Annotated in this window: 31 protein-coding genes and 1 pseudogene; 24 read left to right on the top strand and 8 right to left on the bottom strand. The window is 66.7% G+C overall.

Translation table 11 applies throughout. The annotated features are described in order from the left end of the window. The coding region (locus ACIBQ8_RS26325) for a transposase (RefSeq protein WP_397193219.1) at positions 1–257 on the bottom strand (257 nt) is incomplete at its 3' end. Between the two features lie 105 nt (positions 258–362). Further along, the gene (locus ACIBQ8_RS26320; RefSeq protein ID WP_397193218.1) at positions 363–1610 is read right to left on the bottom strand and encodes a hypothetical protein; all 1248 of its coding nucleotides are present in this window, start codon (positions 1608–1610) and stop codon (positions 363–365) included. A gap of 450 nt (positions 1611–2060) precedes the next feature. Here ACIBQ8_RS26320 and ACIBQ8_RS26315 point away from each other — a divergent pair, with 450 nt between their 5' ends. The 13 genes from ACIBQ8_RS26315 (at position 2061) to ACIBQ8_RS26255 (ending at position 11524) form a co-directional block, all read left to right on the top strand. Then, the gene (locus tag ACIBQ8_RS26315) at positions 2061–2228 is read left to right on the top strand and encodes a hypothetical protein (protein WP_357966596.1); all 168 of its coding nucleotides are present in this window, start codon (positions 2061–2063) and stop codon (positions 2226–2228) included. Positions 2229–2245: 17 nt separating this feature from the next. Next, a complete protein-coding gene (locus tag ACIBQ8_RS26310) occupies positions 2246–2575 on the top strand; it encodes a WhiB family transcriptional regulator (RefSeq protein ID WP_397193217.1) in 330 nt (109 codons plus the stop codon). Beyond that, a complete protein-coding gene (locus ACIBQ8_RS26305) occupies positions 2576–2950 on the top strand; it encodes an RRQRL motif-containing zinc-binding protein (RefSeq protein WP_397193216.1) in 375 nt (124 codons plus the stop codon). Next, positions 2947–3141 carry a hypothetical protein gene (locus tag ACIBQ8_RS26300; protein WP_397193215.1) on the top strand — a complete coding sequence of 65 codons (195 nt, stop codon included), beginning with the start codon at positions 2947–2949 and terminating at the stop codon, positions 3139–3141. Before ACIBQ8_RS26305 ends, ACIBQ8_RS26300 begins: the two co-directional genes overlap by 4 nt. Continuing rightward, complete coding sequence (locus tag ACIBQ8_RS26295) at positions 3138–4118, top strand: DUF2637 domain-containing protein (RefSeq protein ID WP_397193214.1); 981 nt, start codon at positions 3138–3140, stop codon at positions 4116–4118. The genes ACIBQ8_RS26300 and ACIBQ8_RS26295 overlap by 4 nt, the downstream gene beginning before the upstream one ends. After that, a complete protein-coding gene (locus ACIBQ8_RS26290) occupies positions 4118–4483 on the top strand; it encodes a hypothetical protein (RefSeq protein WP_397193213.1) in 366 nt (121 codons plus the stop codon). The genes ACIBQ8_RS26295 and ACIBQ8_RS26290 overlap by 1 nt, the downstream gene beginning before the upstream one ends. Beyond that, on the top strand, positions 4480–6735 hold the full coding sequence (locus ACIBQ8_RS26285; protein ID WP_397193212.1) for a cell division protein FtsK: 2256 nt from the start codon (positions 4480–4482) through the stop codon (positions 6733–6735). The genes ACIBQ8_RS26290 and ACIBQ8_RS26285 overlap by 4 nt, the downstream gene beginning before the upstream one ends. Positions 6736–6875: 140 nt before the next feature. Next, positions 6876–7094, top strand: a complete 219-nt coding sequence (locus ACIBQ8_RS26280; protein ID WP_397193211.1) for a hypothetical protein — start codon at positions 6876–6878, stop codon at positions 7092–7094. Between the two features lie 32 nt (positions 7095–7126). Then, the gene (locus tag ACIBQ8_RS26275; RefSeq protein ID WP_397193210.1) at positions 7127–8023 is read left to right on the top strand and encodes a bifunctional DNA primase/polymerase; all 897 of its coding nucleotides are present in this window, start codon (positions 7127–7129) and stop codon (positions 8021–8023) included. A 185-nt stretch (positions 8024–8208) separates the two neighbouring features. Further along, positions 8209–9585, top strand: a complete 1377-nt coding sequence (locus ACIBQ8_RS26270) for a YfjI family protein (protein ID WP_397193209.1) — start codon at positions 8209–8211, stop codon at positions 9583–9585. 13 nt (positions 9586–9598) lie between these two features. Continuing rightward, a complete protein-coding gene (locus tag ACIBQ8_RS26265) occupies positions 9599–9796 on the top strand; it encodes a helix-turn-helix transcriptional regulator (protein ID WP_397193208.1) in 198 nt (65 codons plus the stop codon). After that, a complete protein-coding gene (locus ACIBQ8_RS26260; RefSeq protein ID WP_397193207.1) occupies positions 9796–11172 on the top strand; it encodes a tyrosine-type recombinase/integrase in 1377 nt (458 codons plus the stop codon). The genes ACIBQ8_RS26265 and ACIBQ8_RS26260 overlap by 1 nt, the downstream gene beginning before the upstream one ends. Before the next feature lie 145 nt (positions 11173–11317). Then, positions 11318–11524: a hypothetical protein gene (locus tag ACIBQ8_RS26255; RefSeq protein WP_397193206.1), complete on the top strand. Its 207-nt coding sequence runs from the start codon at positions 11318–11320 to the stop codon at positions 11522–11524. 103 nt (positions 11525–11627) lie between these two features. On the opposite strand, the gene ACIBQ8_RS26250 is transcribed toward ACIBQ8_RS26255, so the two are convergent. Then, a complete protein-coding gene (locus ACIBQ8_RS26250; RefSeq protein ID WP_397193205.1) occupies positions 11628–14549 on the bottom strand; it encodes a tetratricopeptide repeat protein in 2922 nt (973 codons plus the stop codon). Beyond that, positions 14546–15001, bottom strand: a complete 456-nt coding sequence (locus ACIBQ8_RS26245; protein ID WP_397193204.1) for a hypothetical protein — start codon at positions 14999–15001, stop codon at positions 14546–14548. Before ACIBQ8_RS26245 ends, ACIBQ8_RS26250 begins: the two co-directional genes overlap by 4 nt. A 418-nt stretch (positions 15002–15419) precedes the next feature. Between ACIBQ8_RS26245 and ACIBQ8_RS26240 the strand changes: the two genes are divergently transcribed. Together ACIBQ8_RS26240 and ACIBQ8_RS26235 are read left to right on the top strand one after the other, a co-directional pair. Beyond that, the gene (locus ACIBQ8_RS26240; protein WP_397193203.1) at positions 15420–15800 is read left to right on the top strand and encodes a hypothetical protein; all 381 of its coding nucleotides are present in this window, start codon (positions 15420–15422) and stop codon (positions 15798–15800) included. After that, positions 15763–16661, top strand: a pseudogene (locus ACIBQ8_RS26235) (IS3 family transposase). The gene ACIBQ8_RS26240 and the pseudogene ACIBQ8_RS26235 overlap by 38 nt, the downstream one beginning before the upstream one ends. 678 nt (positions 16662–17339) lie before the next feature. Here the strand turns inward: ACIBQ8_RS26235 and ACIBQ8_RS26230 are convergent. Continuing rightward, positions 17340–17852, bottom strand: coding sequence for an AAA family ATPase (locus tag ACIBQ8_RS26230; protein WP_397193202.1), 513 nt, complete (start codon positions 17850–17852; stop codon positions 17340–17342). A 1118-nt stretch (positions 17853–18970) separates the two neighbouring features. Between ACIBQ8_RS26230 and ACIBQ8_RS26225 the strand changes: the two genes are divergently transcribed. Further along, entirely contained in the window at positions 18971–19828 is an 858-nt protein-coding gene (locus ACIBQ8_RS26225) for a hypothetical protein (protein ID WP_397193201.1), read from the top strand. Positions 19829–19837: 9 nt separating this feature from the next. Here the strand turns inward: ACIBQ8_RS26225 and ACIBQ8_RS26220 are convergent, their stop codons facing one another. Continuing rightward, positions 19838–20707, bottom strand: coding sequence for a macro domain-containing protein (locus tag ACIBQ8_RS26220; protein ID WP_397193200.1), 870 nt, complete (start codon positions 20705–20707; stop codon positions 19838–19840). A 268-nt stretch (positions 20708–20975) separates the two neighbouring features. On the opposite strand from ACIBQ8_RS26220, the gene ACIBQ8_RS26215 reads away from it, so the two are divergent. Next, positions 20976–21539 carry an NUDIX hydrolase gene (locus ACIBQ8_RS26215; RefSeq protein ID WP_397193199.1) on the top strand — a complete coding sequence of 188 codons (564 nt, stop codon included), beginning with the start codon at positions 20976–20978 and terminating at the stop codon, positions 21537–21539. Here the strand turns inward: ACIBQ8_RS26215 and ACIBQ8_RS26210 are convergent. Both ACIBQ8_RS26210 and ACIBQ8_RS26205 read right to left on the bottom strand, forming a co-directional pair. Continuing rightward, entirely contained in the window at positions 21517–22029 is a 513-nt protein-coding gene (locus ACIBQ8_RS26210) for a type IV pilus biogenesis/stability protein PilW (protein ID WP_397193198.1), read from the bottom strand. The two genes, ACIBQ8_RS26215 and ACIBQ8_RS26210, sit on opposite strands and share 23 nt — an antisense overlap. Positions 22030–22110: 81 nt before the next feature. Next, positions 22111–22734 carry a hypothetical protein gene (locus tag ACIBQ8_RS26205; protein ID WP_397193197.1) on the bottom strand — a complete coding sequence of 208 codons (624 nt, stop codon included), beginning with the start codon at positions 22732–22734 and terminating at the stop codon, positions 22111–22113. A gap of 109 nt (positions 22735–22843) precedes the next feature. Here ACIBQ8_RS26205 and ACIBQ8_RS26200 point away from each other — a divergent pair, with 109 nt between their 5' ends. The 7 genes from ACIBQ8_RS26200 (at position 22844) to ACIBQ8_RS26170 (ending at position 25954) form a co-directional block, all read left to right on the top strand. Then, positions 22844–23269 carry a hypothetical protein gene (locus ACIBQ8_RS26200; RefSeq protein ID WP_397193196.1) on the top strand — a complete coding sequence of 142 codons (426 nt, stop codon included), beginning with the start codon at positions 22844–22846 and terminating at the stop codon, positions 23267–23269. An 11-nt stretch (positions 23270–23280) separates the two neighbouring features. Next, positions 23281–23574: a hypothetical protein gene (locus ACIBQ8_RS26195; protein WP_397193195.1), complete on the top strand. Its 294-nt coding sequence runs from the start codon at positions 23281–23283 to the stop codon at positions 23572–23574. A 38-nt stretch (positions 23575–23612) separates the two neighbouring features. Continuing rightward, a complete protein-coding gene (locus ACIBQ8_RS26190) occupies positions 23613–24011 on the top strand; it encodes a hypothetical protein (protein ID WP_397193194.1) in 399 nt (132 codons plus the stop codon). Positions 24012–24121: 110 nt separating this feature from the next. Next, positions 24122–24832 carry a GntR family transcriptional regulator gene (locus ACIBQ8_RS26185; protein WP_397193193.1) on the top strand — a complete coding sequence of 237 codons (711 nt, stop codon included), beginning with the start codon at positions 24122–24124 and terminating at the stop codon, positions 24830–24832. A gap of 65 nt (positions 24833–24897) precedes the next feature. Further along, the gene (locus tag ACIBQ8_RS26180; RefSeq protein WP_397193192.1) at positions 24898–25380 is read left to right on the top strand and encodes a plasmid replication, integration and excision activator; all 483 of its coding nucleotides are present in this window, start codon (positions 24898–24900) and stop codon (positions 25378–25380) included. Then, positions 25380–25646, top strand: coding sequence for a hypothetical protein (locus tag ACIBQ8_RS26175; protein WP_397193191.1), 267 nt, complete (start codon positions 25380–25382; stop codon positions 25644–25646). The genes ACIBQ8_RS26180 and ACIBQ8_RS26175 overlap by 1 nt, the downstream gene beginning before the upstream one ends. After that, on the top strand, positions 25643–25954 hold the full coding sequence (locus tag ACIBQ8_RS26170) for a hypothetical protein (RefSeq protein WP_397193190.1): 312 nt from the start codon (positions 25643–25645) through the stop codon (positions 25952–25954). Before ACIBQ8_RS26175 ends, ACIBQ8_RS26170 begins: the two co-directional genes overlap by 4 nt. The last annotated feature ends 72 nt before the right edge of the window (positions 25955–26026 follow it).

Raw genomic sequence — 26026 nt, 5'->3', positions numbered from 1 at the left:
GTGAGGATCTGCTGCCAGACGCCGGCGCGCTGCCAGCGGCGGAACAGGCTGTAGACCGCCTGCCAGGAGCCGTAGTACTCCGGCACGTCCCGCCAGGGCGCGCCCACTCGTACCCGCCAGCGGATGCCGTCGATCAGTTGGCGCTTGCTCCACCGCGACGGTCGACCTGGCTTTCTGCCCGCGGGCAGCAGCGGTTCCAGCCGCGCCCACTGCGCATCGGTGAGGTCGAACCGCCGCGTCACCGCTAAGGTGTTCACGAGGTCTCCGGGGTGTTGGTTCTTCTTGGTCGTTGAACCCTTTACCGGAGACCTCTCTGCATGTCCGGCTTCGACACGCCGTTGATCAACACTTCGAAACAGGCCCTAGTCGCTCTCCGACGAATACTTCCGGGCGACGACGGCGTTGAACTCCGCCACCAAACCATCGTCCGCGTACGCCTTCAGGTCTGCTTGCAGGTCTCGGATGTACCGGAGATAGCGCTCCGACTTGAGCGGCCCGGCGAGGTCGATGGCCTCCAGCGCGATGGCCGCGGCCTGCGACGGGTCGCCCATGTGCACGTAGCTCGCCGCCTGGACCAGCCGGTCGAAGGCGAGAGTCCGCACGTACATCGGATCGCAGAGTCCGACCGCCTGGCCGACGAACTCCATCGCCCGGGACGGCTTGCGAAGGTCCCGGTAACAATGCGCGCCCTCGCTGGCCAGTTCGGCGGCATCGAAGTAACCGGCCCACGAGGGATCATCGTCCACGTTGCGCTTGGCGAACCATTTCTCCGCCTCAAGCAGGGCTCGCGCACAGGCGGCCTCATCGCCGTTCCCGGCGTGCGCGCGGGCCTCCATGGCGAAGAACAAGGCCATGGGCGTCGCGGTGGACGCGTTACGGCAGCCCTCCTGCGCCGCACGCGCGAGTTGAATGGCCTGGTCGTATCGGCCCAGATAATTGGCCTGATGGCTCATGTCGGCCAGGATCAGACCACCCAGCATGCGATCTCCGGACACCTGAGCAAGGCGCAGTCCTTGCAGGAAATAGCGCTGCGCCAGCCCGTGTCGGCCGAGGTCGTACGCCGTCCACGCGACCAACTCCGTGATTTCGGCCGCCGCCGCGTACAACGCCCGCCCTACCGACTCCTCGAATTTCCCGTCGAGCATGGGAACGACTTCTCGGTGGTAATACTGAACAAGCGCCGAGCGTGCATGTCCGCCCCCGAATTGAAAACCCATGCTCGCGAACAGCTCTGTGGTGGCGCGAATGGTCTGCACGTCCCACGGGCCGACGGACGGCCGCGCGTGCTCCCGTACCAGCACCGGCTCCGGCCGCGACAGCAGCCACGCGATGAGCGACTCGTTCCAGGCGTCCGGGACGACCACCGACTGAAGCGCCACGGGATCGTCTGCGAGGTCGCGCCGCGTCAGGCCCAGCAGCCGACTCCCCACGTCGGAGATGCCGCCGCCATGAGCCAGCGTGCGTTCCAGCGTCTCCGGAGTCACGACGCTGGCGAACCCGATGTCGTCCAGCGTGAAGGTGACCCCGGCCTTCCTGGTGAGTGCTTCCGCGATGAAGCGCGCGGTGGCAGGCCGCGGCTTCACCCCGTCGAGCCAGCGTTTGACGTCCACATGCGTACAGCTCAAAGTTACGCCTTCTTCTTGCGCAATCTGTCGCACTCGTGAAGCAAGTCCAGAATTTGAACAATCGGCACGCCGCATCGCATCAGCAAGCCCCACATTGGGCATTCGAGACATCTTCACCTCCACATGTGCACGCCTCGGCAATCATGGCGCGAACACGGCCTTAAACGCCCGCTTTCCCGAGAAATACCGGCCCACGTTTCTCCTGCTCAGGGCTTGAATCACCCCCAAAAAGCACCCCCTGTGCATTCAGTCCCGATCATGAGCACAGTGTTGGGGCGGCGCCCGGCGAGGAAGGCTTGAGTCAGCAAGAGCGGGCGAGCCGAGCACCGCGGGACTCCAACACAACCAGTCCCTCACACTTGACTCTCCGTAGCTGTACATGTTCTATGTCTCTTAGGACCTGCACGACAGGTCCTCGAACCGAGAGGTCTCGTCATGCTCATCCGTCCGCGCAAAGTGCTCCCGACCGTCCTGACGATCTGCGCCGCGCTCTACGCCCTGAAGGACCCAGAGGGCGCGGCGACCATCGTCAAGGCCGCCGCCCACCTGGTCATGAGCGCTTCGGAGTCCTTCGCCAGGTTCGTCCACACCGTCAACAAGTGATCGCAGAAAGAGACGCCGTGACTCAGAACCCGAACCGCCCCATCCACCCGGCTCGCATGTCGCTCGCCGAGATCGAAGCCATCTGGCAGACCGACGACGGGACGCCGCTCCCCGAGTGCACGTACGACCCCGAGCTGCACACCGGCCCGCGGCTCACCATCGAGAGCACCGAGGAGCGCACCGCCCGCGAGGCCGTCGCCCGCGAGGTCTGCGCCACCTGCCCCGCCCTGTCGCTGTGCGAGCAGTACGCGAGGCGCACCCGCCCGACCTCGGGCATCTGGGCCGGCCTGCCGGCCGCCGCCCTGACCACCTACACCACCGACCTGGCAGACATGGAGGTGGCCTGAATGGCCAGCCGCATCCGCACCCGCTTCTGGGACCCGTCCGGCGCCCGGTACGGAATTCCCACCTACCCACGGCACCTGGTCCCGCCGCACCTGCTCACACTCCACCAGCTCACCGCCCGGGGACTGCGCCCCGGCCCTCAAGGCGCACAGGCCCAGGCCCTGTGGCGCGGCCGGCGTCCCGGCCCACCTCGCGTTCGGGCCGTTTCCCTGTACGACGTGCGGTTCGCCCTGCCGAAGCGCACCCCGAGCCCGCGCCGACGTACCGGCATCTTCAAGACCAGCCGGACGTGCCCCGAGTGTCTGATCGACGTCGGCTACGTGCTGCCGCGCCACCTCGGCGTGTGCCTCGACTGCGCCGAGGAGGCAGCCGCGTGAGCCGCCGCACCCTCGACACCTCCGGGCGTCCCGGCGTCACCGTCCACGGCGAGAAGCTCCCGAGCTTCTACCAGCCGGAAGCCGGTCGCGACGGATGGCTGGAGGCCGACCGCAAGCGCGGCATGAGCCGCAGCGAACGCCCCACCCGCGAACGCCGCCCACGAACCACCGACAGGAAGGACGCACGATGACCGCCTACGAGGCCACGTCCCGACCGTTGACCGAGGGCGAACGTACCGCCATCTCCACCACCGCAGCCGTCACCGGCGCCCTCGGGCTCCTGGGCTTCGTCAACAGCTTCGAGCGCGTCGCCACGGCGGCCGAGCCCTCGTTCGAATGGTTCGCCTGGACCGTTCCACTCGGCATCGACCTGGGGATCGCGGCGTTCTCGGCGCTCGACATCGTCCTTGCCCGCCTCGGCATGCGCCTGGGCTGGCTCCGCTTCATCCCATGGGCTCTAACCGCCGCGACGGTCTACCTCAACGTGGCCGCCTACCTCACCGTGCCAGGACGGACGGACTGGTTCGCCGTCGTCGCCCACGCCCTGCTGCCGCTCCTATGGGTCATCGCCATCGAGGTCGGCGCCCACGTCGTCCGCAAGCATGCCGAGCTGGCCAGGCCGGACCACATGGACGGCATCCGCCGCTCACGCTGGCTGCTCGCCCCGCTGGCGACGGTCTCCCTCTGGCGCCGCATGGTGCTCTGGGAGATCCGCAGCTACCCGGAGGCCCTGGGCAGGGAGCGTGAGCGCATCCTGGCTCGCACGGAGCTTCAGGACCGGTACGGCTTGCTGTGGCGGTGGAAGGCCACCCGTCGCGAGCGAGCCCTGTACCGCCTCGGCGAACTCACGCCCAGGCACATGCAACTGCCGGTCGCGACACTCCCGGAACTGGAGGCTCCCAGCACCGCTCTACCGCCGGCTGCTCCAAGGCGACACGGCCGTGGACCCAAGCGGCCCCAGAACACGACGTCACCGAACGTAGGAGACCTCCTGCCGCTGGGACGGCACATCGCCGCCGACCTGATCTCACAGGGCGAGCCCCTCACCCGTGACCGCCTCCGCGACGCCATCCGCAACCGCGGCCAAAGCATCTCGACCGACCGCGCCGGCGCGCTCCTGGCCCAGCTCAAGGCGGAAGGCCCCGTACCCGAAGGTGAGGCCGCCTGATGAGCCTGACCGTCACCGACACCCGGAGCAGCTCCGACCGGTGCCCGAACGTCGCCGAACTCGGCGCGGGCGGATGGACCGTCACCGGCTACCCCGGACGCCTCTTCGACCGCGACGGAGCCACCACCGCCATGCTCCTGGCCGAACTGCTCGCCCTGACCCTGCCGACCGCACCCGACACCGCCCACGCGGTCGGACCGCACTCGCCGACCGCTGACCACAGACCCATCGACCGCCCGGACGAATCGCGGTCCGACCGCACATCGTCCCTGACCGTCACGTGGGGCGCGGCCTCATCCGCCAAGACAACGACCGCGCCCCAGGACCCCACCACCCATCAGGCAGCAGAGGTGCCTTCATCATGACTCACCGACCGGACGACCCCAACCACCACCCGAACGAGGACGACACTCCAGACCGGTCCGACGAACCGACCCCGGACCGCCAGGACGGCAAGGGGGCGGACATCGTCGACCTCGACGCCGCCCGGTCCGGACGCCACTCCGACCGCCCTCAACCGGAGCCGAGGAAGCCCGCGCAGAACGACGCGGACGGACCGGTCCTTGACGGCGAGATCGTCCGAGTGGACCAGCCCGGTCCGACCCGGACGGACTGGCGGGCGAGCCTGGAACGGAAGGCGACCACCCGACAGCCGATCATCCCGCTGTGGCTGCGCTCCCGCTCCGAGGCCGTCGAGACCATCCGCTGGGCGAGCCTCCACTACCTGCACGTCGCCTGCTATCAGCTCCTCCGCACCCCGCTGTACGCCGGACGGCTGACCGCCCGCGCCCCGCGCGGCTTCGTCCGCCTCGTGAACGGCATGGCGCGGTGGACGTTCGACCTGGAGGGCGAGCCCGCACGCGTGGCGGCCGTCCGCAAATCCGACTACGAGGGGTACCTGAAGCTGAGCAGGCAACGAGACTCACGTGTTCGGCTGCGGGTCTGGATCACCGGGACGATCCTGATCGCGCTGCTGGTCCTGGCCGTCGTCGCGGCCAACGAGCCGTCCGCCGCCCGCTGGGGAGCGCTCGCCGTGGCCATGGCTCTGCTGGGCCTCCTCGGCAAGCCCGCCGACCGGCCGCTGATCAACCGGGCCGTCATGGCGTCCGAGGTGGAGAAGCTGACCAGCGACATCGTGGTCCGCGCGCTGAGCGTGCTCGGCATCGCCGGCATCACGCAGGCCCTGTCCAAGAACCCCAAGGACGCCATCCGTTTCGTCGCCCCGATCACCCGCGACGGCCCCGGCTGGCGGGCCGACATCGACCTGCCGTACGGCGTGACCGTGGCCGACGTGCTGGACAGGCGGAAGCAACTGTCCGGCGCGCTGCGCCGCCCGCTCGGCTGCATCTGGCCGGAGGGCGACCCGTCCGTCCACGAGGGACGGCTGATCCTGTGGGTGGGCGACAAGGATCTGTCCAAGACCATCGTGCGATCCCCGCTCAAGCGGGCCGGCTCGCACGACGTGTTCAAGGGCATCCCGTTCGGCAATGACCCGCGCGGACGCCTGGTCACGGTGCCGCTCATCCAGCACAACGTGCTGATCGGCTCCCAGCCCGGCCAGGGCAAGACCTCGTCCATCCGCGAGCTGGCCGCCGGAATCGTGCTCGATCCCACGGTCGAGGCGTGGTTCCACGAACTCAAGGGCACCGGCGACCTGGACCCGTACGACAAGGTCTGTCACCGCTACGTCTCCGGCATCGAGGACGAGGCCATCGCCTACGCCGCCGATTCCCTGACCCTGCTGCGCAAGGAGGTCATGCGCCGCTCGGCCGCGCTCAAGGCCCTGCCCGCGGACCTGTGCCCGGACAAGCGCGTCACCCGGCAGATCGCCGACAAGCGCTCGCTGGGCCTGCATCCGCTGGTCTGCATCATCGACGAGTGCCAGAACCTGTTCGCCCACCCCGAGTACGGCGACAGGGCAGGCGACGACGCCGAGTTCATCATCAAGCTCGGCCGCGCCCTGGGCGTCGTCCTGATCCTGGCCACCCAGCGCCCGGACCGCGACAGCCTGCCCACCGGCATCTCCGCGAACGTCTCTATCCGGTTCTGCCTGCGGGTGGCCGGCCAGCTTGAGAACGACATGATCCTCGGCACCTCGGCATACAAGAACGGCATCCGCGCCACCGTCTTCGTCCCGGAGAAGGACGCCGGCACCGGCTACCTGGTCGGAGCGACACCGATGCCCAAGGTCGTCAAGGCCGCCTACCTGAATACCCCGGAAACCCAGCTCATTGCCGACCGCGCCTACGCACTCCGCAAGACGGCAGGCACTCTCACCGGCTACGCCCTCGGCGAGACGCCCGAGCAGTCCGCGCCGACCTTCGACCTGCTGGCCGACATCCTGGCCGTCGTCCCGCCGTCCGAGGCCAAGGTCTGGAACGAGGTCGTCGTGGATCGCCTGGCCCAACTCCGGCCCGACGTCTACGGCGCATGGGCCGGCCTGGAAGGCGGGGCGAAGACCGCCCAGCTCACCACCGCGCTCAAGCCGTACGGCGTCCGCACCATGCAGGTCTGGGGCACCCCGGAAGGCGGCGGCAAGGGCGCCAACCGCATCGGCATCGCCCGCGACGACCTCACCACGGCCATCACCCTACGTGACAAGGGCAAGGCGTCGTAGCTCAGCCGATCGCCTCTAGACCTAGAGGCGTACCCCTCTAGGTCTAGAGGCTCCCCTAGAGCCCGAAACCCTGTTCTACCAGGGCTCTAGCGCCTAGAGCCCGACCTGCGGAAACCCTGGAAACGGCCCTGGAGGCCCTCATGGCCAGCATCGTCGCCCTTCTAGCAGCCTGCCTACCCTTCGTCACTCTCAGCTACATCGTCATGTGCCTCGCGTCGCCCTGGGGCCGCTGCACCCGATGCCGCCCCAGCGGCAAGAACCGCACCTGCCGCGCCTGCGAGGGCACCGGCAAGCGTCCCCGCCTCGGCTGGCAGCTCTACTTCTACGCCCGCCGCCTCCACCGCGACGGCAACCACTGAGGCCACCCACCTGCTTCTCTCAGGAGACCCACATGCGCAACCTCGCCCGTTACGCCATTGCTGCCGCCGCCCGCGGCTGGCACGTCTTCCCGCTCACTCCGTACGACAAGCGCCCGCTGCCCGGCTTCACCGCCTGGGAGCAGCACGCCACCACCGACACCGCGCTCATCCACCACATGTGGGCCCGCGGGCCGTTCAACATCGGCATCGCGTGCGGTCCATCCCGCCTCGTCGTGCTGGACCTGGACGTACCAAAGCCCGACGAGCACCCGCCAGCCGGCTGGGCACTGCCCGGCATCAACGACGGCGCGGACGTCCTTGCCGCGCTCTGCGAGCAGGCCGGCCAGCCGCTCCCGCTGGAGACCTTCATGGTCCGCACGCGACGCGGCGGCACCCACCTCTACTTCACCGCCCCGAGCGACATCGACCTGCGTAACAGCGCGGGCAAGCTCGGCTGGAAGATCGACATCCGGGCTCGCGGCGGCTACATCGTCGCCCCCGGCAGCCGCGTCGCCCTGCGGGACGGCAGTGGTTCCTATGACGTTCTGCACGGCCCAGCGCCGGCCGCGCTTCCAACCTGGCTGACCGAGCGCCTCAGCTCTCCCCCGCCGTCCACGTCCAGCACGTCTGCGGGGGCAGTGCTGGCCGCCTGCGGTGGGGACCGGGCAGCGGGGTACGCCCTGACGGCGCTACGCGGGGAGATCGAACGGGTCCTGGACGCCGTGTCCGGTACCCGCAACGACACTCTCAACCTCGCCGCGTTCGCCCTGGGCCAGCTCATCGCGGCCAACCTGCTCCCGCGGAACCTCGCCGAGGCGTGTCTGCACAACGCCGCCGAGGCCATCGGTCTGGACTTCCGCGAGGCGTTCAACACCATCCGCTCCGGGCTCGACAGCGGCCTACGCCATCCCCGGAGGGCAGCCGTTTGACCACCGCCAACGGACGCCCCACCGCCGAAACCATCCTGACGAGCGTCGGCGCCGCGAAGCAGCTCGCCGACCTGCACAACGCACCCGCGGCATGGGAGGCCCCAGCCCCGCTGGGGCAGCGCGGCGAACTCCCGCCTTTCCCTGTGCACGCCCTTCCGAGCTGGGTCGGTGAACATGTCAGCGCTGTGGCGGAGGAGACACAGACGCCGCTCGACCTGGCGGGCAGCGTCGCCCTGGCTGCGCTGTCCACCGCGGCCGGCGGGCGGGCGGTCGTCAACGTCCGCGGCTCCTGGGTCGAGCCGGTGAACCTGTTCGTCCTGGTGGCCATGCCGCCCGGGTCGCGCAAGTCCGCCGTGTTCCGCGCCATGACCACCCCGCTGATCCACGCAGAACGTGCCCTGCTCAGCAGAATCGGCCCGCAGATCACCGAGGCCGAAGTCTCACGCCGCCTGGCCGAGGACCTCGCCGAGAAGGCCGCCCGCGCGGTCAGCTCGGCACGCGGTGAATCCGCTGCTGAGGCGATCGCCGAGGCGCAGAGCGCGGCCCTGGCCGTGGAAGAGATCAAGGTGCCGGTCAAGCCACGGCTGATGGCTGACGACGTCACCCCGGAGACCGCCTCCACCATCCTGGTGGAGCAGGGAGGTCGGCTCGCCGTCCTGTCGGCCGAGGGTGGCATCTTCGCCACCCTCGCCGGCCGCTACTCGGGCACGCCCAACCTGGACCTGTTCCTCAAGGGGCACGCCGGTGACCCGCTCATCATCGACCGGCGCGGTCGCAGCGAACGTGTCGACCAGGCCGTGCTGACCATGGGCCTGGCGGTCCAGCCCGAGATCGTCTCCGACATCGCCACCATGCCGGGCTTCCGCGGCAAGGGCCTGCTCGGCCGCATCCTCTACAGCCTGCCGAAGAGCAATGTCGGCTACCGCAACGTCGACGCACCCACCGTTCCGGAACACATCGCCGCCCGCTACGACGCCAACCTGCAACGCCTCACCATCGACATGCACGACTGGGACGATCCCGCCCAGCTCGTCCTGTCCACCGAGGCTGCCGAGATCTTCACCGAACACCGCCGAAGCACCGAGCGCCGCCTGCGCCCGGACTCCGGCGACCTCGGCCACATCACCGACTGGGCAGGCAAGTTCGACGGCGCCGTCATGCGCATCGCCGGACTCATCCACCTGGCCGGCCGCGTCGAAGACGGCTGGCGCCACCCGATCAGCTCCGACACCGTGAACGCCGCCATCACCATCGGCCAGTATTTCGTCGCCCACGCCCTGGCCACCTTCGACGCCATGGGCGCCGACCCGGACCTCGAAGCCGCCCGTGTGGTCCACGCCTGGCTGCAGCGCACAGGCACCACCCGCTTCACCGTCCGCGAGGCCTTCACCGCCCTACCGCGCAGCCGCTTCCGCAAGGTCGCCGAGTTGGAGGCACCGCTCGACCTCCTGGAACAGCTGGGCTGGATCCGTCGCGAACCCGAGCCGCCCCGCACGGGCCCCGGCCGCCGCCCGTCCCCCGCCTACGCCGTCCATCCAAGCCTCCACCAGCAAGCAGCTTGAGAAGGAATCGCCCTTGAAGACAACAACCCGCATCGACGAAAAGCTCACCGTCGCCGAGGTCTGCGCCGAACTCAAGATCGCCCGATCCACCTTCTACGACTGGCGCGCCAAGAGGCGGGGACCGCGCTGCATCACCCTCGCCAACCGCGAATTGCGCATCCGCCGCTCCGAGCTCGACCGCTGGCTCGACGAGCGAGAGGACGCCGCTTGATGGAAGACCTCAGCTACGACGTGCGCATCCACGGCATCGAGAAGCGTAAGAACACCGACGGCGTAGTCACCTCGTTCCGCCTGTCGTGGAAGGTCAGCGGCGAGGCATGGAAGGAGAGCTTCAGGACAGCTGCACAGGCCGATGCCTTCCGCTCCGAACTGATGACGGCCGCCCGACGCGGCGAACCCTTCTCGCGTACGACCGGCCGGCCAGCGTCCTGGACGCGTAAGCCGACAGTTCTGACGTGGTACGAATTCACGCTGGCCTATGTGGATGCCAAATGGCCTTACGCGGCCCCGAATCACCGACGTGGCATCGCTGAGGCGCTCACCGACGCAACGGAAGCACTGCTGACGGACGAGGACGGCCACCCCCGCGAATCGCTGCGCGCCGCCTTGCGCTGGTCATTCAGCAGCCGAGTCCGGGACACCGACCAGCCGCCGGCCGATCTGGTGGAAGTCGTCCAGTGGCTGAAAGCACATACGGCGCCCATCACCGCCCTCACGGCGCCAGACTCAGGGGCTGCGCTCACCCGAGGGCTCTTGGCGAGGATCAGCCAGACGAAGGACGGCAGGCAGGCCGCGGCCAACACATCCAACCGCAAGCGCATGGTGCTCAACAACGCCATGGAGTATGCCTGCGAGATCGGTGCACTGACCGCCAACCCGTTCAAGGCCGTGAAGTGGACCAAGCCCCGCACCCTCACCACCATTGATCCCCGCGTGGTCATCAACATTGATCAGGCGCGCCGCTTCCTCGACGCCGTCGAGAAACACAGCGGACGAGGTAAGCGGATGAAGGCCTTCTTCGGATGCATGTACTTCGCCGCCCTACGCCCTGAAGAAGTAGTGGACCTTCGCGAGGAGCACCTGGTCCGCCTTCCAGAGGGCGAGTGGGGAGAAATGCGGCTCACCAACGCCGAGCCCCGCGCCGGCAGCCGTTGGACCGACAGCGGGCAGGTCCGCGAGCGTCGGGAGCTCAAGCACCGGGCGAAGGGTGAGACTCGACCTGTTCCCGTACATCCAGAACTGGCCGCGATGCTCCGAAGGCACATCCAGGAGTTCGGCACCGGCCCCCACGGGCGGATCTTCATCGGCCCCCGAGGCGGGCATATGACCGATCGGGCCTACCTGAAGGTCTTCCACGAGGCGCGATCGAAGGCATTCACACCAGCAGAAGCCAACTCCCCACTCATGGACGTCCCCTACTCCCTGCGCCACGCCTGTGTGTCCACCTGGCTCAACGCCGGAGTTCCCGCCCCTCAGGTGGCCGAATGGGCGGGCCACAGCGTAGACGTCCTCCTGCGGGTCTACGCCAAGTGCATCTACGGGCAGCAGGGAGAGGCCATGCGCCGCATCTGGGACGCGACGCGTTGAGCTCAGGCATACGGGCGCTCATGAACGAACGGGTGATAAGGCGCGTAGGAACTCGACGGCGCGTTGATCGAGCTGCTGCGCGCTGCGTACACCCGCGAACCCGGAACCGCGACATGCTCATCCGGGGTGTGACTTTGAGCGCTTGATGGCGCGGATCATCAGCGCTATTGGTAGGGACTTGCTCAAGGAGTTCGGCACGCAGGCCACGTACGAACTCTGGCTCGACGACCAGGGACGGCCAGTGCGGCAACGACTGACCGCGAAGACAGCAGTAGAGATCATCTTCTCTATTTGGGGCGATACAACGGTGGCCGCTTCTCCGGCCGATCAGGTCCGGCCCCTGGCGGAGTGATCCCGCAGTATGTCTCGGCACGGACATGGCGCAGTTCCCCTGATACCACGACGAGCCGCCACCCAGTTGATCACTTGAGCCCGAGATCATTGATGAAGAATCATCACCCACTACTCGCCTTCCGTTCTTCCACACGCTCTGTCCAGTGGCCGAGGCTGCGCCGGGTGGCCAGGCTGGCGGGATGTTCGGCGCCCAGGACGCGTTCGCGGATGGGCAGTAGGGCGGCGAGCTGGTCGCGGGCAGTGGCCGCATCCCCAGCCTCCCCCGTCCAGCAGGCGAGGTGATTCCGGGTGTTCAGGGTGGCAGGGTGTTCAGCGCCCAGGACGCGTTCGCGGATAGGGAGTAGGGCGGCGAGCTGATCGCGGGCAGCAGCCGCATCCCCCGCCTTCCCCGTCCAATAAGCGAGGTTGTGCCGGGCGGCCAAGGCTTCAGGGTGTTCAGCGCCCTGCACACGTTCGCGGATAGGGAGTAGGGCGGCGAGCTGATCGCGGGCAGCAGCCGCATGCCCCGCCCGCCCTGTCCAGCGGGCGAGTTGATTCCGGGTGTCCAGGGTCTCGGGGTGTTCGGTGCCCAGGACACGTTCGCGAATGGAGAGCAGGGCGATGTACTCGTCGCGGGCAACGGCCGCGTCGCCCGCCTCCCCCATCCAGGAAGCGAGGTTGTGCCAGGTGTCCAGGGTGTTGGGGTGTTCAGCGCCCAAGACACGCTCGCGGATGGGCAGCAGGTCGGCGAGTTGGTCGCGGGCGGCGGCCGCGTCCCCTGCTTTCCCCGTCCACCGGGCGAGGTTGTTCCGAGTGGCGAGAGTGTCGGGGTGTTCGGTGCCCAGGACGCGCTCGCAGATGGAGAGCAGGGCGGTGTACTGGTCGCGGGCGGCAGCCGCGTCGCCCGCCTCCCCCATCCAGGAAGCGAGGTTGTGCCAGGTGTCCAGGGTGTTGGGGTGTTCAGCGCCCAAGACACGCTCGCGGACGGGCAGCAGGTCGGCGAGCTGGTCGCGGGCGGCGGCCGCATCCCCCGCCTTCCCCGTCCACCGGGCGAGGCTGTGCCGGGGGGCCAAAGTCTCCGGGTGTTCGGCGCCCAGGACACGCTCAAGGATGGGCAGCAGGACGGTGTACTGGTCGCGGGCAGTGGCCGCGTCCCCCGCCTTCCCCGTATACCGGGCGAGACCGTGCCGAGTGGCCAGAGTCTCGGGGTGTTCGGCGCCCAGGACGCGTTCGCGGACGGGCAGCAGGGCGGCGAGTTGGTCGCGGGCGGCGGCCGCGTCCCCTGCCTTCCCCGTCCACCGGGCGAGGCTGTGCCGGGGGGCCAAAGTCCCGGGGTGTTCGGCGCCCAGGACACGCTCAAGGATGGGCAGCAGGACGGCGAGCTGATCGCGGGCGGCGGCCGCATCCCCCGCCTTCCCCGTATACCGGGCGAGGCTGTGCCGAGTGGACAAGACCTCGGGGTGTTCAGCGCCCAGGACACGCTCAAGGATAGGCAGCAGGGCGGCGCACTGGTCGCGGGCGGCAGCCGTGTCCCCCGCCTCGCCTGTCCACCAGGCGAGCTTGTGCCGAGCGGTCAGAGTAGTGGGGTGTTCGGCGCCCAGCGTTGCCAGAGCGTGGGCGTAGATGTCTTGCTCGAACTGGACGGCCGTGGTGTAGTCGCCGCTGGCATCGAGATAGTCGACCAGCCGATGCCAGCCAGGGGAGTCTGCCGGCAGCACGGCGCGAGCGTGTGGCAGGAGTGCTTGATAGGCGGCCCAGGTACCGATCGCGCGTGGATTGTCGGGGAGCGCGGCCTGGATCAGGTCCGCTGCGGTGCCGCGGACCTGATCGCGCCGGTCGGGGGTGAGCTGATGCAAGGTGACGGCCTGGACGAGACGGTGCACGCTGACCAGGTCCTCCGGCTGGCCAGGGACGAGCTCGATCGGGCTGGGCGTCAGGGTGATCAGGCTGTAGGACTCCAGCAGCGCCAGCGCCTCGCCGACCTGCAGGGGGTCGACCTCTGGCAGGCCATCCAGCACGGAGCAGGGCAGGTTGTCGGGGGCGAAACAGGCCAGCAGGTTCAGCACGTCGATGGCCAGCGGGTTGATGGCCTGGATGCGGGTGTGGCTCAGGACCAGCACTTTGGCGACCACGCGTTCGGCGTCGCCGCCGGACGTTGCGGCGATGGCATACATGCGGGCGGGGGTGTTGTTCAGCAACTGCAGGTACGTGACCAGAGTCATGCGGGGGGTGCGGGCGATGTAGGCGCCGACCTGGGTCAGGGCCAGCGGCAGATCCCCCAATTGTTCGGCCAGCTCCGCCAGCCCGCCGGCGTTGCCGGAGTCCGGAGGGCCGATCAGGTCGGCCAGCAGGGCGATCGCGGCAGGGCGGGAGAGCAACTCCAGCCGGAGCGGGGTGATGTTCAGGTACTGCCAGCCGATATCGCGGCGGGTGGTGATCAACACATGACCATGAGCCAAGCGGGCCAGATACGGCTCGACATCGGCGACTTCCTCGACGTTGTCGAAGACGACCAGCCAACCCGGGTGGGCCGCCAGCCAGCTCAGCGCCCAGGCAGCGGCCTCCTCCACGGTGGCCTGCTCGGCAGCCACCGAGTCGACGCCACACGCCAGTACCCGAGCCAGGGCGGCCAGCCCGGCCCGCATCTGGTCAGGGCCGTCGGCGTCGATCCACCACACCAGCCGGTACTGGCCGCGATGATGGTGGGCGTACTGCAGGGCCAGTTCGCTCTTGCCGACGCCACCCAACCCGAGCACGGCCTGACTGATCACACCGGTTCCCGTCGTGTCCTGCAGCCTCTGGCGCAACGCGGTCAGGGCTGTGTCCCGGCCGACGAAGGTCGCCGCAGGGCGGCGCGGCAGACCTGACAGCCCGGCCGGGACCTGCACGGTGGCGACCGGGGGCAGCGGCCGCCGAGGGTCCTGCTGCGTGATCTGGTTGATGGTCTGGTCGCGAGCCGCCTGGTACACCCGGCTCTGCTCACGAGCTGTGCTGTCCAGCTGGACTCCAGGCAGCTCTTGCGAAGCGCGTGAAGGGGTGGTCATCGTTCGTTGATGGTCTGGTCGCCGCCTGCCTGGTACACCCGCCCCTGGTCGGAGGCTTCGGCCCGCATGTGCACGTTCCGGGCGCCGTCGCCGGTCGAGATGATGCCGAGGTTGACGCCGCCGAGGGCGACCGCCCGCTCGCCGGAGGCCGACACCGCTTGGGGTGTGCTCTGGCCGGGCGGCGTGTGCTCGGCCCCCAACTGCGCCCGCAACGACACCGCAGCGACTACCAGCCCGGCGGTTCCTAAGGCGATGCCGGTGAACATGCCCACCACGCTGGCCCGCTGATCCAGCACCTGCAACACCTGGTCGGGCAGCTGCAGCGGATCGGCGAAGAACCAGGCCAGCCCAGCCGCCAGACAAACCACCAGCACAACGGCGGCGGCAATCGCCACGACCCGCCACAACCGCGAACCCAGCACGCGTCCCGTCCCCGGCGATGTCTTCGACATGCCTCCAGAGTGCTCCCAAACCGGCGCGAGCGGGCCGGATATAGCGAAGGCGTACCGGTCCTCCCAGCCTCTGCAAATCGGTCGTTTGTGGGACGGGCGCGCCAACCCCGTGATCGCGTTCCCGGGGGAACGATCGTCCCGAAACTCTTCCTGTAGAGGGGGCGGCAGGGTTGAGTGGCGGGACCATTTTCGGACAGCGAAAGCGCACGTCGTGGCCTCGGTGTTCCTCAACCACCGGAGCAAGTCGTCCATCCGGAGCTCTGCCTCTGAAGGGCGTTGTGGCCGAACTTGACAACGTCGGGGACGAAGGAAAGCTTGCCGGGATGGCCGGTGAAAAACAGACGCTGCTCGGAATCTGGCTGATAACGGGATTTGCGATATTTGCACGCTGAACGTTGGCCGGCGTCACGCTGGAGGAGTGACGGTCTTCCCGCCTCAGCCGGGCGAGCGGCAGCTTCCGCGCTGGCCGCGCGTGCTGGCCTGGACGGCGGCGGCGGTGACGCTACTGATCGCTGTGGCCGGGTTCTTCCTGGGCTATCTACTGAACCTTCCCGGGGATCTGCTCGATGTGTTGGACAAGCGGTCCAGTGTGATCAGCATGGTGCTCTCGCTGATGTTCGGCGTGCTAGGTATCTGGCTGCAACGACGTCCGCTCCCCGCCCCTGCATCCTTGCCCCCAGCTCGTATTGTGAACCGCTCCGTCTTTCTTGGAGACCCTGAAGCCAGCATGATCGTGCTGGCGGAAGGGAGAATCACACGCGATGCCAGCCCCCAGGAAGTACCCGCAGGAACTGCGTGAGCGCGCGGTTCGGATGGTCTTCGAGGTCCGCGAGCAGACCGGCAATGCGCCCGGTGCCATCGCCCGGGTTGCCCAGCAGCTCGGCGTGCACCGCGAAGCGTTGCGCGGCTGGGTCCGCCAGGCCGAGGTCGACGAAGGCCAGCATCCGGGCACCTCGACGGCCGACGCGCAGCGGATCGCCGAGCTCGAGCGGGAGGTCCGTGAGCTGCGCCGAGCCAACGAAATCCTCAAGTTGGCGGCCGCTTTTTCGCCCGGGAACTCGACCCCCGACCGCCCAGATAGTGGCCGCGCCCGGCCGACCTGGTCGAGCGGGACTTCGCCGCGCCGGCGCCGAACCGGCTGTGGGTGGCCGATCTGACCTACATCCACACCTGGTCCGGGTTCGTCTACGCCGCATTCGTCATCGACGTGTTCTCCCGGATGATCGTCGGCTGGCGGCTGACCGACCACCTGCGCACCGACCTGCCCCTGGACGCGCTGGAGATGGCCATCTGGCGTCGCGGCGGCCAGGCCGACGCGCTCGACGGGCTGGGGCATCACTCCGACCGCGGCTGCCAATATCTGTCCATCCGCTACACCGACCGGCTCGCCGACGCCGGTGCGGTCAGCTCGGTCGGCTCGCGCGGGGACAGCTACGACAACGCGCTGGCCGAGAGCACCATCGGGCTGTACAAGACCGAACTGATCCACCGCCGCGGCCCGTGGAAGGGCCTGGACGACGTCGAGATCGCCACCATGGAATGGGTCGACTGGTACAACAACCGCCGACTCCACAGCGCCTGCCAGGACTTTCCACCCGCCGAATACGAAACCCTCTACCGCGCAGAAATCAAGTCAGCTACTCTCGCCCCAGCCACGTAACCCGGTCTCCAACAAACCCGGCGCGGTTCACCCACCTGGACCCGGTCACCACCACCGGCGGCTGGCAACTACACCGCAACCAGCACCGGCTCCTCGCCGAACGCGACGGCAAGGTCCTGCACGACGAGATCATCGACGACTCACCCCTGCACACCGCCATCACCACCGCCGCCACCACGCTGACCGGCAACCAGCCAGTACCGCCGCCGGACCTGTCCGGACTCCGACGAATCTCCGCACTGGCCGACTACCTCCGCGCCCAGCAACCGCACAGCCACAAGCCCGACCGTGACTCCGACCGGGACCACGGCACCACACGCCAGCTGATCGCCTAATAGGCCGTTATGCCAGCCTTGTCCCTCTGCCCAGGCTGGTCGGCACGCCTGGCCAGCACCGGTGCGTTCCGGACCTCAAGCTCGGACACGGTGCTCTACGAGGCACGCTGGCGGCCGGACCCGCATGGCATCGGGCTGTGGCAGAGCACAGGGGATGCCTGGTGCTGGTGGGTACGGCCTACATCTGACCGACCCGCCAAACACCGTCGGAGGGCTGTGCGCCGCCTGACCACCGCAGCACGGCCGACTGGCTGGTGGGGGTGTGGCGGTGCTGTCGAGCGCCGATCTCCTGGTGCTCTGTCAGCCTTGGTGCTGGCTGGTCCGCAAACGCGTGCGCCCGCGCTCACCAGCCAGACGGGGCCTCGGCGCCCTCGTCCTCGCTCGGAGGCTCAAACCGGGCATAAAAGTCGATCAACGCCTCCGGCGTCACCGTCAAGGCGTCGGCGCCGTCGCGCAGATTGCGTTCGGCCAGGCGCAGCAGCAACTCGCGGCGCGGCACGTCGAAGTACACCAGCCGCCACAGGCCTCCGGCCTGCTCGACCAGCTTCTTCCAGTCTTCACGGTCGCGCCGCAGCCACAACCCCCAGTCAACAACGACGTCCCTACCGGCCCTCACCAGCTCGATCAGACGCTCACGAACCTCAGCGACCGCCGGCGCCTCCCGGGCGAAGTACTCCTGCTCGGGATAGTCCACGCCATAGCGGCCATGACGCTGGTAGACGAACTCATCCACCGATAGCCGCAGCGCCCCGGCCGGCTCCAAGACCTGCCGGGCGTAGGTGGTCTTACCCGAACCGGTCAGCCCGACCAGCAAGTACACCACCGGCCGGGCGTCACCGGCCTTCGGCTTGCGCATCTCTGCCACTGCCTGCCATCCCGTCGTTCCCTCGGTCTGACGCTGCGCTGTCTTGCGCTCGGCTTGCCAGTGCCCGGTACCCAACTGTCCGCGTTGCCGAACGACTACACCGCCTCCGGCTTCCCCGCTGCCCTGCACAGGCCGGTTGTGCCCGCACGCCAGCGCCAGCCGATCATCAAGATGAGCGAGCTGACCTTCTCTCGCATGGACGCCGACATACCGTCCTACCACCTAGCGATCTACGCATGACGCTCGCCCGAGAGTCCTTGATCCTTTGGGAACGTATTGGGAACGATCAGCCGTACTCGGCCGGTGGTGGCCATAGACGGCCGGATACAACACGAGAGGCCCGTCACCGCGTTTCCGCTGGTGACGGGCCTCTTCCCGCTGGTGTGGCAGGTGCAAGGTTCGAACTTGCGTAGGCTGAGCCGACGGTTTTACAGGGCGTCGCTCGTTCTCATGCCCGACAGCCTCTGACCTGCGGTGCAACCGTCCGTAGGAGGACTTACCGCAGAGATCATTCCGCGCATTCTCCGGATCATGGGAGACGGCATCTCTCCTGTTGGTTCGGGGCCTCGGCATGGAGCTGGACCGTAACAACCCTGCTCAGTGGGCCGTGCTGAGGAACGAAGCACGGATCGTCGATCGCCCCCCGCAATCTACGGCGAGCAACCATGCAGTGGCGATCGTAGGGCTGCATCTGTGCGGTGGCGTGGCAACCCCGGTCGGCGCGTTCGGCAACTACGGCGGGGCCGGCGTGCGGTGCCCGGCCCGGTGTCCCGCCGCCGTCCGGGACCGGCCCCCAGGCCGCACGCCCGGACGGCGGGCGGGCGGAGGGCCGGGGGTACGGCGGCGCGCCGCGCCGCTGCTTGATATCTAAATGAGCAATTCGGCAAGTGTGCACCACAGGACGTCTTGAAGCGCTGGCCTCAACAGCAGACCAAGTGGACCGATGCAGCACCTGATCCAGCTTCACGTATCGGAGAAATCATCACAAAGGTGATTTTTACCCTTCGTTGTGCAAATTGCTACGACAGAGGTACGATGTCGGGTCTCAGCTGGGGCGACATAGCCCACAGCGGCAAGCCATGGCTCCGTTCACAACCTAAGGCTCAGCAATGAAGGTCTTTATCAGCTGGTCGGGCGACCTTAGCAAGCTCGTAGCAGAAGCACTTCGGGAATGGCTTCCTGCAGTGATACAGGCAGTCGTCCCGTACGTATCATCAGAAGATATAGATAAGGGCGCGAGATGGAGCGCCGATATATCGAAAGAGCTTAGCGAATCCAACTACGGCATTCTCTGCGTGACGCGGGAAAATCTACTCGCTCCGTGGTTGAACTTCGAGGCTGGGGCACTATCTAAATCGTTCGACAAAAGTAACGTGTCCCCCTTTCTTTTCAGAATCGATCGCGGCGACGTCACGGGGCCACTTCTTCAGTTTCAGTCTACGATATATGAGCGGAGTGATGTACTGAAGCTGGTCAAAAGCATCAATGGCGAGTGTGAAGCGGGTCTGGACCCTGCTCTCTTGGAGCAAGTATTCGATGTCTGGTGGCCGAAGCTTAAGGAATCTCTTGACGGCCTCAGGGAGCTTCCGGATGTATCAGGAGACCTGAAAAGGTCATCCGAGGATATGCTGCTCGAAGTTCTGGAACTAGTCCGCGCCCAACAAAAGACTCTCGCAACCCCCGAGGAGCTTCTCCCTCCGGAATACATCGGTTACGTGATGCGCCACTACAATCCGGACATGGGCCTGATGGAGGACATAATCGGCTCTGTTCGTATTCTACACCACATACTTCTAAAAGCAGATGAAGCAGAAGACAACTCAACGCTTAGTGAAGCCAAGGATCTCTGTCGCCGATTGGAGTTCATGATCCGCGAACTTGCCGACCCTCGAAAATATCGGCGCACAAATCGTAGGCCTTTGACAAGGAACTCAATAGCGCAGGTCGGCGACGCACAGAAGGCCTGATCCAAACCATCAATGCGCTCTCAGTAGTGCTGCAATGTCACGGAAGTCAATATCTTCCAGGTCTTTCGGGTGTAGAACGATCCGGAGTTCTCTGGTGACAATACGATCCCGCGAGGCGGAAATAAACGACAGGATAGTCAGCCGGACAAGATCAACGTAAGATAGCCTACCGGTCAGTCTGGCTAGCCCTGATCCTATTACTGGCATAGACACAACGTCTTGTTGGGCTACGCTACGCACTGCCCCCCACAATTCCGACATAGATAGCCAAAGGCCGTCAGCGGATGCTTGAACGACGCCAGAATTGTCCATCCGAGCGTACGCGCTGCAAAAATAGCGCCGATTGCCATCTCCTATGACCGCTACCGTTCCCAACTTATAGCGCCTTCTCTTCCCAGCGGGTTTGCTCTGTCGAGACTCAATAGTTTCTACCTGAGCACCACTTAGCGCTCTCGCCAACTCGCGGTCAAGTCGTCCGCGATCGCCCTCAAATTCGCGCTCCAGCAATTGGCCTTGCACAGTGGTTGCTTTTATCAATGCTGGCACTTCTGTGTCAAACACATCATTCATTCCAATAATTAGATGTCCGTTCTGATCGAACAGATCCCCTATCAGCAGGGTGATAGTGGTGCCTGGCACCGCAAAGTATTTTTGGAATGTAGAACGCGGCCAAGCTTGAACCAGACCACCCAAGGCGGCTGTTCCAAAGATGAGCGCTAGATAGGCCCACCCCTGCGCTTCAAAGATTTTCGGGAAAAGCGCATCAAGCAATCCTGCCAATCCCGCAAGCACTCCCAGCAACAGCAAAAACGCCCTCACCCAGACAGCAATCAGGCTCCAGGATACTAGAGGTGGCCAAGATGCTCGCTTTTGGATCACATGAGCATCTTAAGCGAACTTCGTTGCAAGACAAAGACCTTTGACATGCATGAACGCAGCAACCTACATATCGCTCGGTCTCCAGTCCTCCAGCAGGAAACCTGCCAGCAGTTCATACGGACGGGGTAGCCGTTCTGCCGGGTAAGGCAGATGCTGGACTGGCACTTGTTGCTCGTGGCTGGGCAGGTCGCGCGGACCTCCTCGATGTACCCGCATCGCTCGATCGAAAGTCATGTACCTCGAATGACGGACACGGTAGTTTCTGGATGTGAGTGATGACGCTCAGCTGACACGCTGGTATGTGCACGGGGAACGACTGATCTACGACAACCGGTGGATCCGGTTGGGGCTGGCTGATGTAGAGATCCCCGGCGGGGAGCGGTTCGAGCATCACGTGGTGCATCTGGATCGGGCCGCGATCGCTGTGGTACTGGATGAGCAGGATCGTGTGCTGCTGATGTGGCGGCATCGGTTCGTGTTCGATCGGTGGGGGTGGGAACTTCCCGGCGGGTTGATCGAGACCGGTGAAGATCCGATGGTCACGGCTCTGCGGGAGGTGGAGGAGGAGACCGGGTACCGGCCAGCGGGCCTTGTGCATCTTGTCTCGTATCAGCCGATGGCCGGCATGGTCGACTCCGAGCACATCCTGTTCGTAGGGCGCGGGGCCGAGCTGGTGGGCAAGCCTAAGGGCGAGGTGGAGGCCGACCGGCTCGAATGGGTCCCCATGAGCGAGATCCCGGGCATGATTGCCCGCGGGGACATCTGGACGTCGGGCACCTTGATTGGGTTGCTCCAGGCTCAGGCGTGGGTCAACGGCCGAGAGCGCGGTTGACGACTTTCGTCAGTTCGTCGACGCGGCGGCGTTGGCGGCGGCTGCCAGTCATGGTAGCCAGTTGCTGTGCGCGTTGGATGTGGGGTTGGGCGGCTTCGGGGTCGCCGGCGGCCAGGAGAGCGTGGCCGAGGTCGCAGCGGACGCCGGATTCGGCTCTGTTGTAGGTGCCGTCCATGCCGGCGAGGGCTGAGCGGAGGTCTTCGGCGGTGTCGGGGTCGCCGAAGCGGACGAGGCAGTTGCCACGCCAACGGGCTACGTGGTGGGCGTTGATGGACAGATAGGGCATGTCCGGGTCGCTGTCGCCTTCGGGGAGAAGGGCGTGGGCCTGGTCCAGGGCTGCGCGGCAGGTTGTCTCGTCGCCGAGGATGGCGGCGGCTTCTGCTTCGGCGGCTGAGAGCCAGGTGCGGAGGCGTGCCGGTACGTGGCCACGGTGCTGCTGGTGGACGTACTGAAGGAGTTCGGTGGCTTCGGCGGGGCGGCCGAGTTCCATGAGGACGTATGCCTGCTCGCCGGAGACGTAGGCCAGCAGAGCGGCGTCGTCAGCCTCGAAGGCGGCGGCCTTGGCGCGCTCCTAGTGGGTCCAGGCGTCGTTGAGCGCGAGGGTGTTGATGGCCTGCCAGCCGGCCAGTGAGGCGGTTTCGGCGAGGAGGTGGGCCAGTTGGGCGCGGATGGTGGGGCGGATGGCGTGGCAGTGGGCGCGCTGGATCTGGGCCATCTGGGCATGCATCTTGTCGGCGATGGCGGGTCCTCCGAGGCGGCGGTCCAGCAGGCGGAGGTTGTTGGTGTCGGTGCGGAGGATCATGACCGTGGTGGCGTCTACTGCTGAGGCGGCGTCCAGGCGGTTGATGAGTTCGGTGGTTTGTTCTTCGTGTGCGTCGTCGTGGTCGCCAGTGGGTGAGGCGGTGTCGAGTGGGGCCAGGCCGAGGAGCATGCGGGCGTGATCGGGCAGGCGTAGGCCGGCGGCGATGCGCTCGATGACGGCGAGTTCTTTGATCGTGGTGGTGCCGCGCATGATGGCGTTGACGCGGGGCTGGCCGAGGCCGGTGGCTGTGCCGATCCGGACCTGGCTGGCGCCGTATTTGGCTGCGATACCGAAAAGTCCGGCGATGTCGCGCTTTCTGAGAATGTCGCATGTCTGTTCCTGTTCCCAGACGGCAACGGGTAGTTCAATGGGGTCGAACGCGCCATTCTGCATTGCTGACCTCCGGCTTTTCGCGTCCGGATGATGATTTCCCTCGCGCGGCGGAGCCTATATCCCAAGGTCGTATATCGGCGTGAGATAGGTCTGAAAAGTATCGGCAATCATGCTGTCCGGCATGACAACGCCAGTCAGATGCACAGAATGCGACGGACGAGGCTGGAAGATCGTCACTCGGCGCGGCCATGTGGCGGCCGCCGGGTTGGGCCTGGCGGCCTCCGCTCAGGAGGACTGCCTGCACTGCCCGGGGTCAGCCGATGCGCCGCAGGAGCGGTTTGAGTGGGAGGTTCGCATCCCCTCCAAGCAGGGCGACGCCCTGGGGCCGTGCGGCTCCTCCGCGTTCCAGGCCACCGCGATGGACGAGCTGCGCAAGGCGATGCGGAGCATGCCGGGTGACGTCCCTGTCCGAGGCAGCGTCGTTCACAAGGTCTTTGACTTCGGCGCGGGTCCTGACGCTTCGTCAAGCCGTCATATCTTCCGCGCATATCTCGATCCGGCAGGTTCCGTACTTTTTGAGCGGATCGCCAAGTGATCCGGCCGCCCATGCTGTTCAGCACCGCGGCCTGTCGGTCGGCCGGGCTCCTTCATCAGGAATTGCGCCACGGCGGAATCAGCGCCGATGTCCATACTGGTTACGGTCTGGCGTTGGTTTCGGTCTGGGTCGGCCTGGTCGTCTGGTGCGATGGCCAACGGTTCTGGTGGCGGACCGGGTGGAATGCCGATCGCCATCGCGTCATTTATGCGTGGCATCCGGCGACTGATCCTCGTGGGGCGGCTCGCCGAATCGCGATGCGTTATGCCGAACTCCGCTCTCGGCAGACCTCGGAGCCGTCGTGACGCGCTCGGGTTCGCGCGTCGGCTGGAGGGCGACGATCGTGGACACCTTCCACAGTCACGCGCGCACGGCTGCTTATCACTCGGCCTTGGTCGGGCGTGAGGGTGTGGTGGTGGCGGTGCTGACCAATGGCACGACGGCTCTGGTGCAGCTTGACGGCGACGCCTGGGACCTGCCCGACGGTGTGCGTCGCTGGCCACTGCGGTGGGATGACCTTGATCTGAAAGAGCCGGTCGGGATGGTTGCTCTGCCGGCGCACGTGACGGGCTGGAAGAAGACGGGGCGGTCCATTGAGCTGCACGCCGTGGAACCGGGCGCCAAGGTGGCGGTGTGCTCATCACCTGCCAGGCCGCTGCCGATGTGCGGTTGGTCCGTGCCCTTCTCGGTGACCGCGTCCAGAGCGTGCCCGAGATGTGTCGTCCTGGTGAAGGGCTCTTGAGCCGGTTACATACTGCTGGCCTTTGGACCAGGGCCACTGACAGATGATGCCTCAGCCGGTACTGTGCTTATGCGCACAAGTGGAAGAGTGAACGGGCGGTTGAGATGGGCATGGATTTCGCCCCACCCAAATACGCGCAGGTCATGCGGACGATCCAAGAGCGGATCGAGTCGGGCGAGTACGCCCCGGGTGACATGCTGCCGTCTGAGACCCAACTCGTGCGCGAACTCGGTGTCGGTCGGACCACTGTCGTGCGTGCCCTTCAGACCCTGGCCATGCAGGGGTGGATCGAACGTGAGCACGGCCGCGGGTCGTTCGTCAAAGGCCGCCCTCAGAGTCCGGCCGAGAGCGTGCGCCCCAGTCTGAGCACGACCGAGCAGGGCGAGAGTGCTGATGCGGTCCTGGAGGCGGGGCGCGTGTCGGCTCCCCGTCATGTCGCGCGCCTGCTGGGTATCGCCGAGGGGACTCCGCTGATCGCGCGGAAGAGAGTGGCACGGCAAGCCGATGTCATCTCGGCGGTAGAGACCATCTGGGTGCCGCTGGAACACGCCCTCGGCACCGACCTGGACAAGCCCGAACCTCTGCGGCGGGGCATCCGCCAGCATCTTCAGTCGGTCAAGCATCTGCGCTTCGACCACATCACCGAGCGTGTCAGCGCGCGCAAGCCGACCAAGGAGGAAGCCGATCTGCTCGGATCCTCCAACCCGGTCCTCGGCGTGCTGGCCACCGTGCACGACCCGGCCGGCGACGTGCTGATGGTGGTGAGCCTGGCGCTGCCGGGGAGCCTGCACGTGCTCGAAGATGTCTTCAAGGTGAGCTAACTCTTACCCGCCACTTACTGCTCAACCACTTGTGCGGACGAGTTGCGATCACATACTCTCAACTCATGCGGACAAGTGGACGAGCGAACGAAGGGCTCTCCTCCGCTAGCGAGAGGAACAACATGGCTATCCAGGGACCTATCCCCGTCACCTACACGATGGTCTTTCCGCACGGCTGCTACATCGTCGGCGAGGTCGAGCCCGTCAAAGACTTCGGCGCCTCGTCCAACGGCCGGTTCGTGCAGGCCCGCGACAAGCAGACCGCAGAGCTGGTCTGGCAGGTCGCGGTCATGGACGGTGACCCAACCCTCAAGCCCGCCCAGAAGACGGTGGCGGTGAAGATCCTCGCGCCGGTCCAGCCGGTGCCGCCGGCCCCGATGCCGGGGCTTCCGTTCACGCCGGTCGAGTTCGACGGCATCGCGATCACTCCGTACGTCAACGCCACCGGACGCCTCGCGTACTCCATCAAGGTTCGCGAGATGCACGCACCCCGTCAGCTGAACCAGCCCGCTCAGAGCAAGGCTTCGGCCGGAAAGGACGCCGCCTGATGACCCGACGCCGTACCCCACGCAACAGCGTGATCCGGCTGACCACCGGGCACGCCGCCCGCACCATGAACCATCCATTCGCCCGCCGTGAGCCCGTCCTGGCGCTCGACTTCGGCGCCACCTCCGTCCTGGTCACCACGGATGGTCCGGTGACGGCGGAGGACCTGGAGTTCGCCCGCCAGCTCGCCCACGCGGCTCACCGCTTCGTCCGCTCGCTGGAGCGCAGCTTCTACGGCCTCCCTGACGGGCGGGGGGTTGCGGCATGAGTCGCCGCCCGTACACCTACGTCACCCTGTCCCTGGAACCGGAGGCCACGCCGCACGTCGGCGTCTCCTTCCACACTCCCGGCCTCAAGGTCCGCGCCGGTCTCCTGCTCAGCAGCCCGCGCCCGTACCTGGAGCTCTACTCCACCGAGGCGAACGTGCACATCTCCACCACTGGAGCCGGTCCAATAACCGACGCCGACCTGAGCACCGCCCGCGAGATCTTCCACGCCGCTGCTCGCTACCTGGCCGACTGCGAGCAACTGCACGCCGAACAGTCCGACAAGGACGCCACCGACCCGGCGACCTGACATGAGGCGGGGCCGCTGGAAGCGGCAACTTCCGGCGGCCCCTCGGTTCTCCCCTGACTCCACATCACGAGA

The organism is Nonomuraea sp. NPDC049646 (assembly GCF_044465525.1).
Classification (GTDB): domain Bacteria; phylum Actinomycetota; class Actinomycetes; order Streptosporangiales; family Streptosporangiaceae; genus Nonomuraea.
The sequence above is the reverse complement of the archived record's forward strand: the minus strand, read 5'-3'. Positions and strand labels throughout refer to the sequence as shown.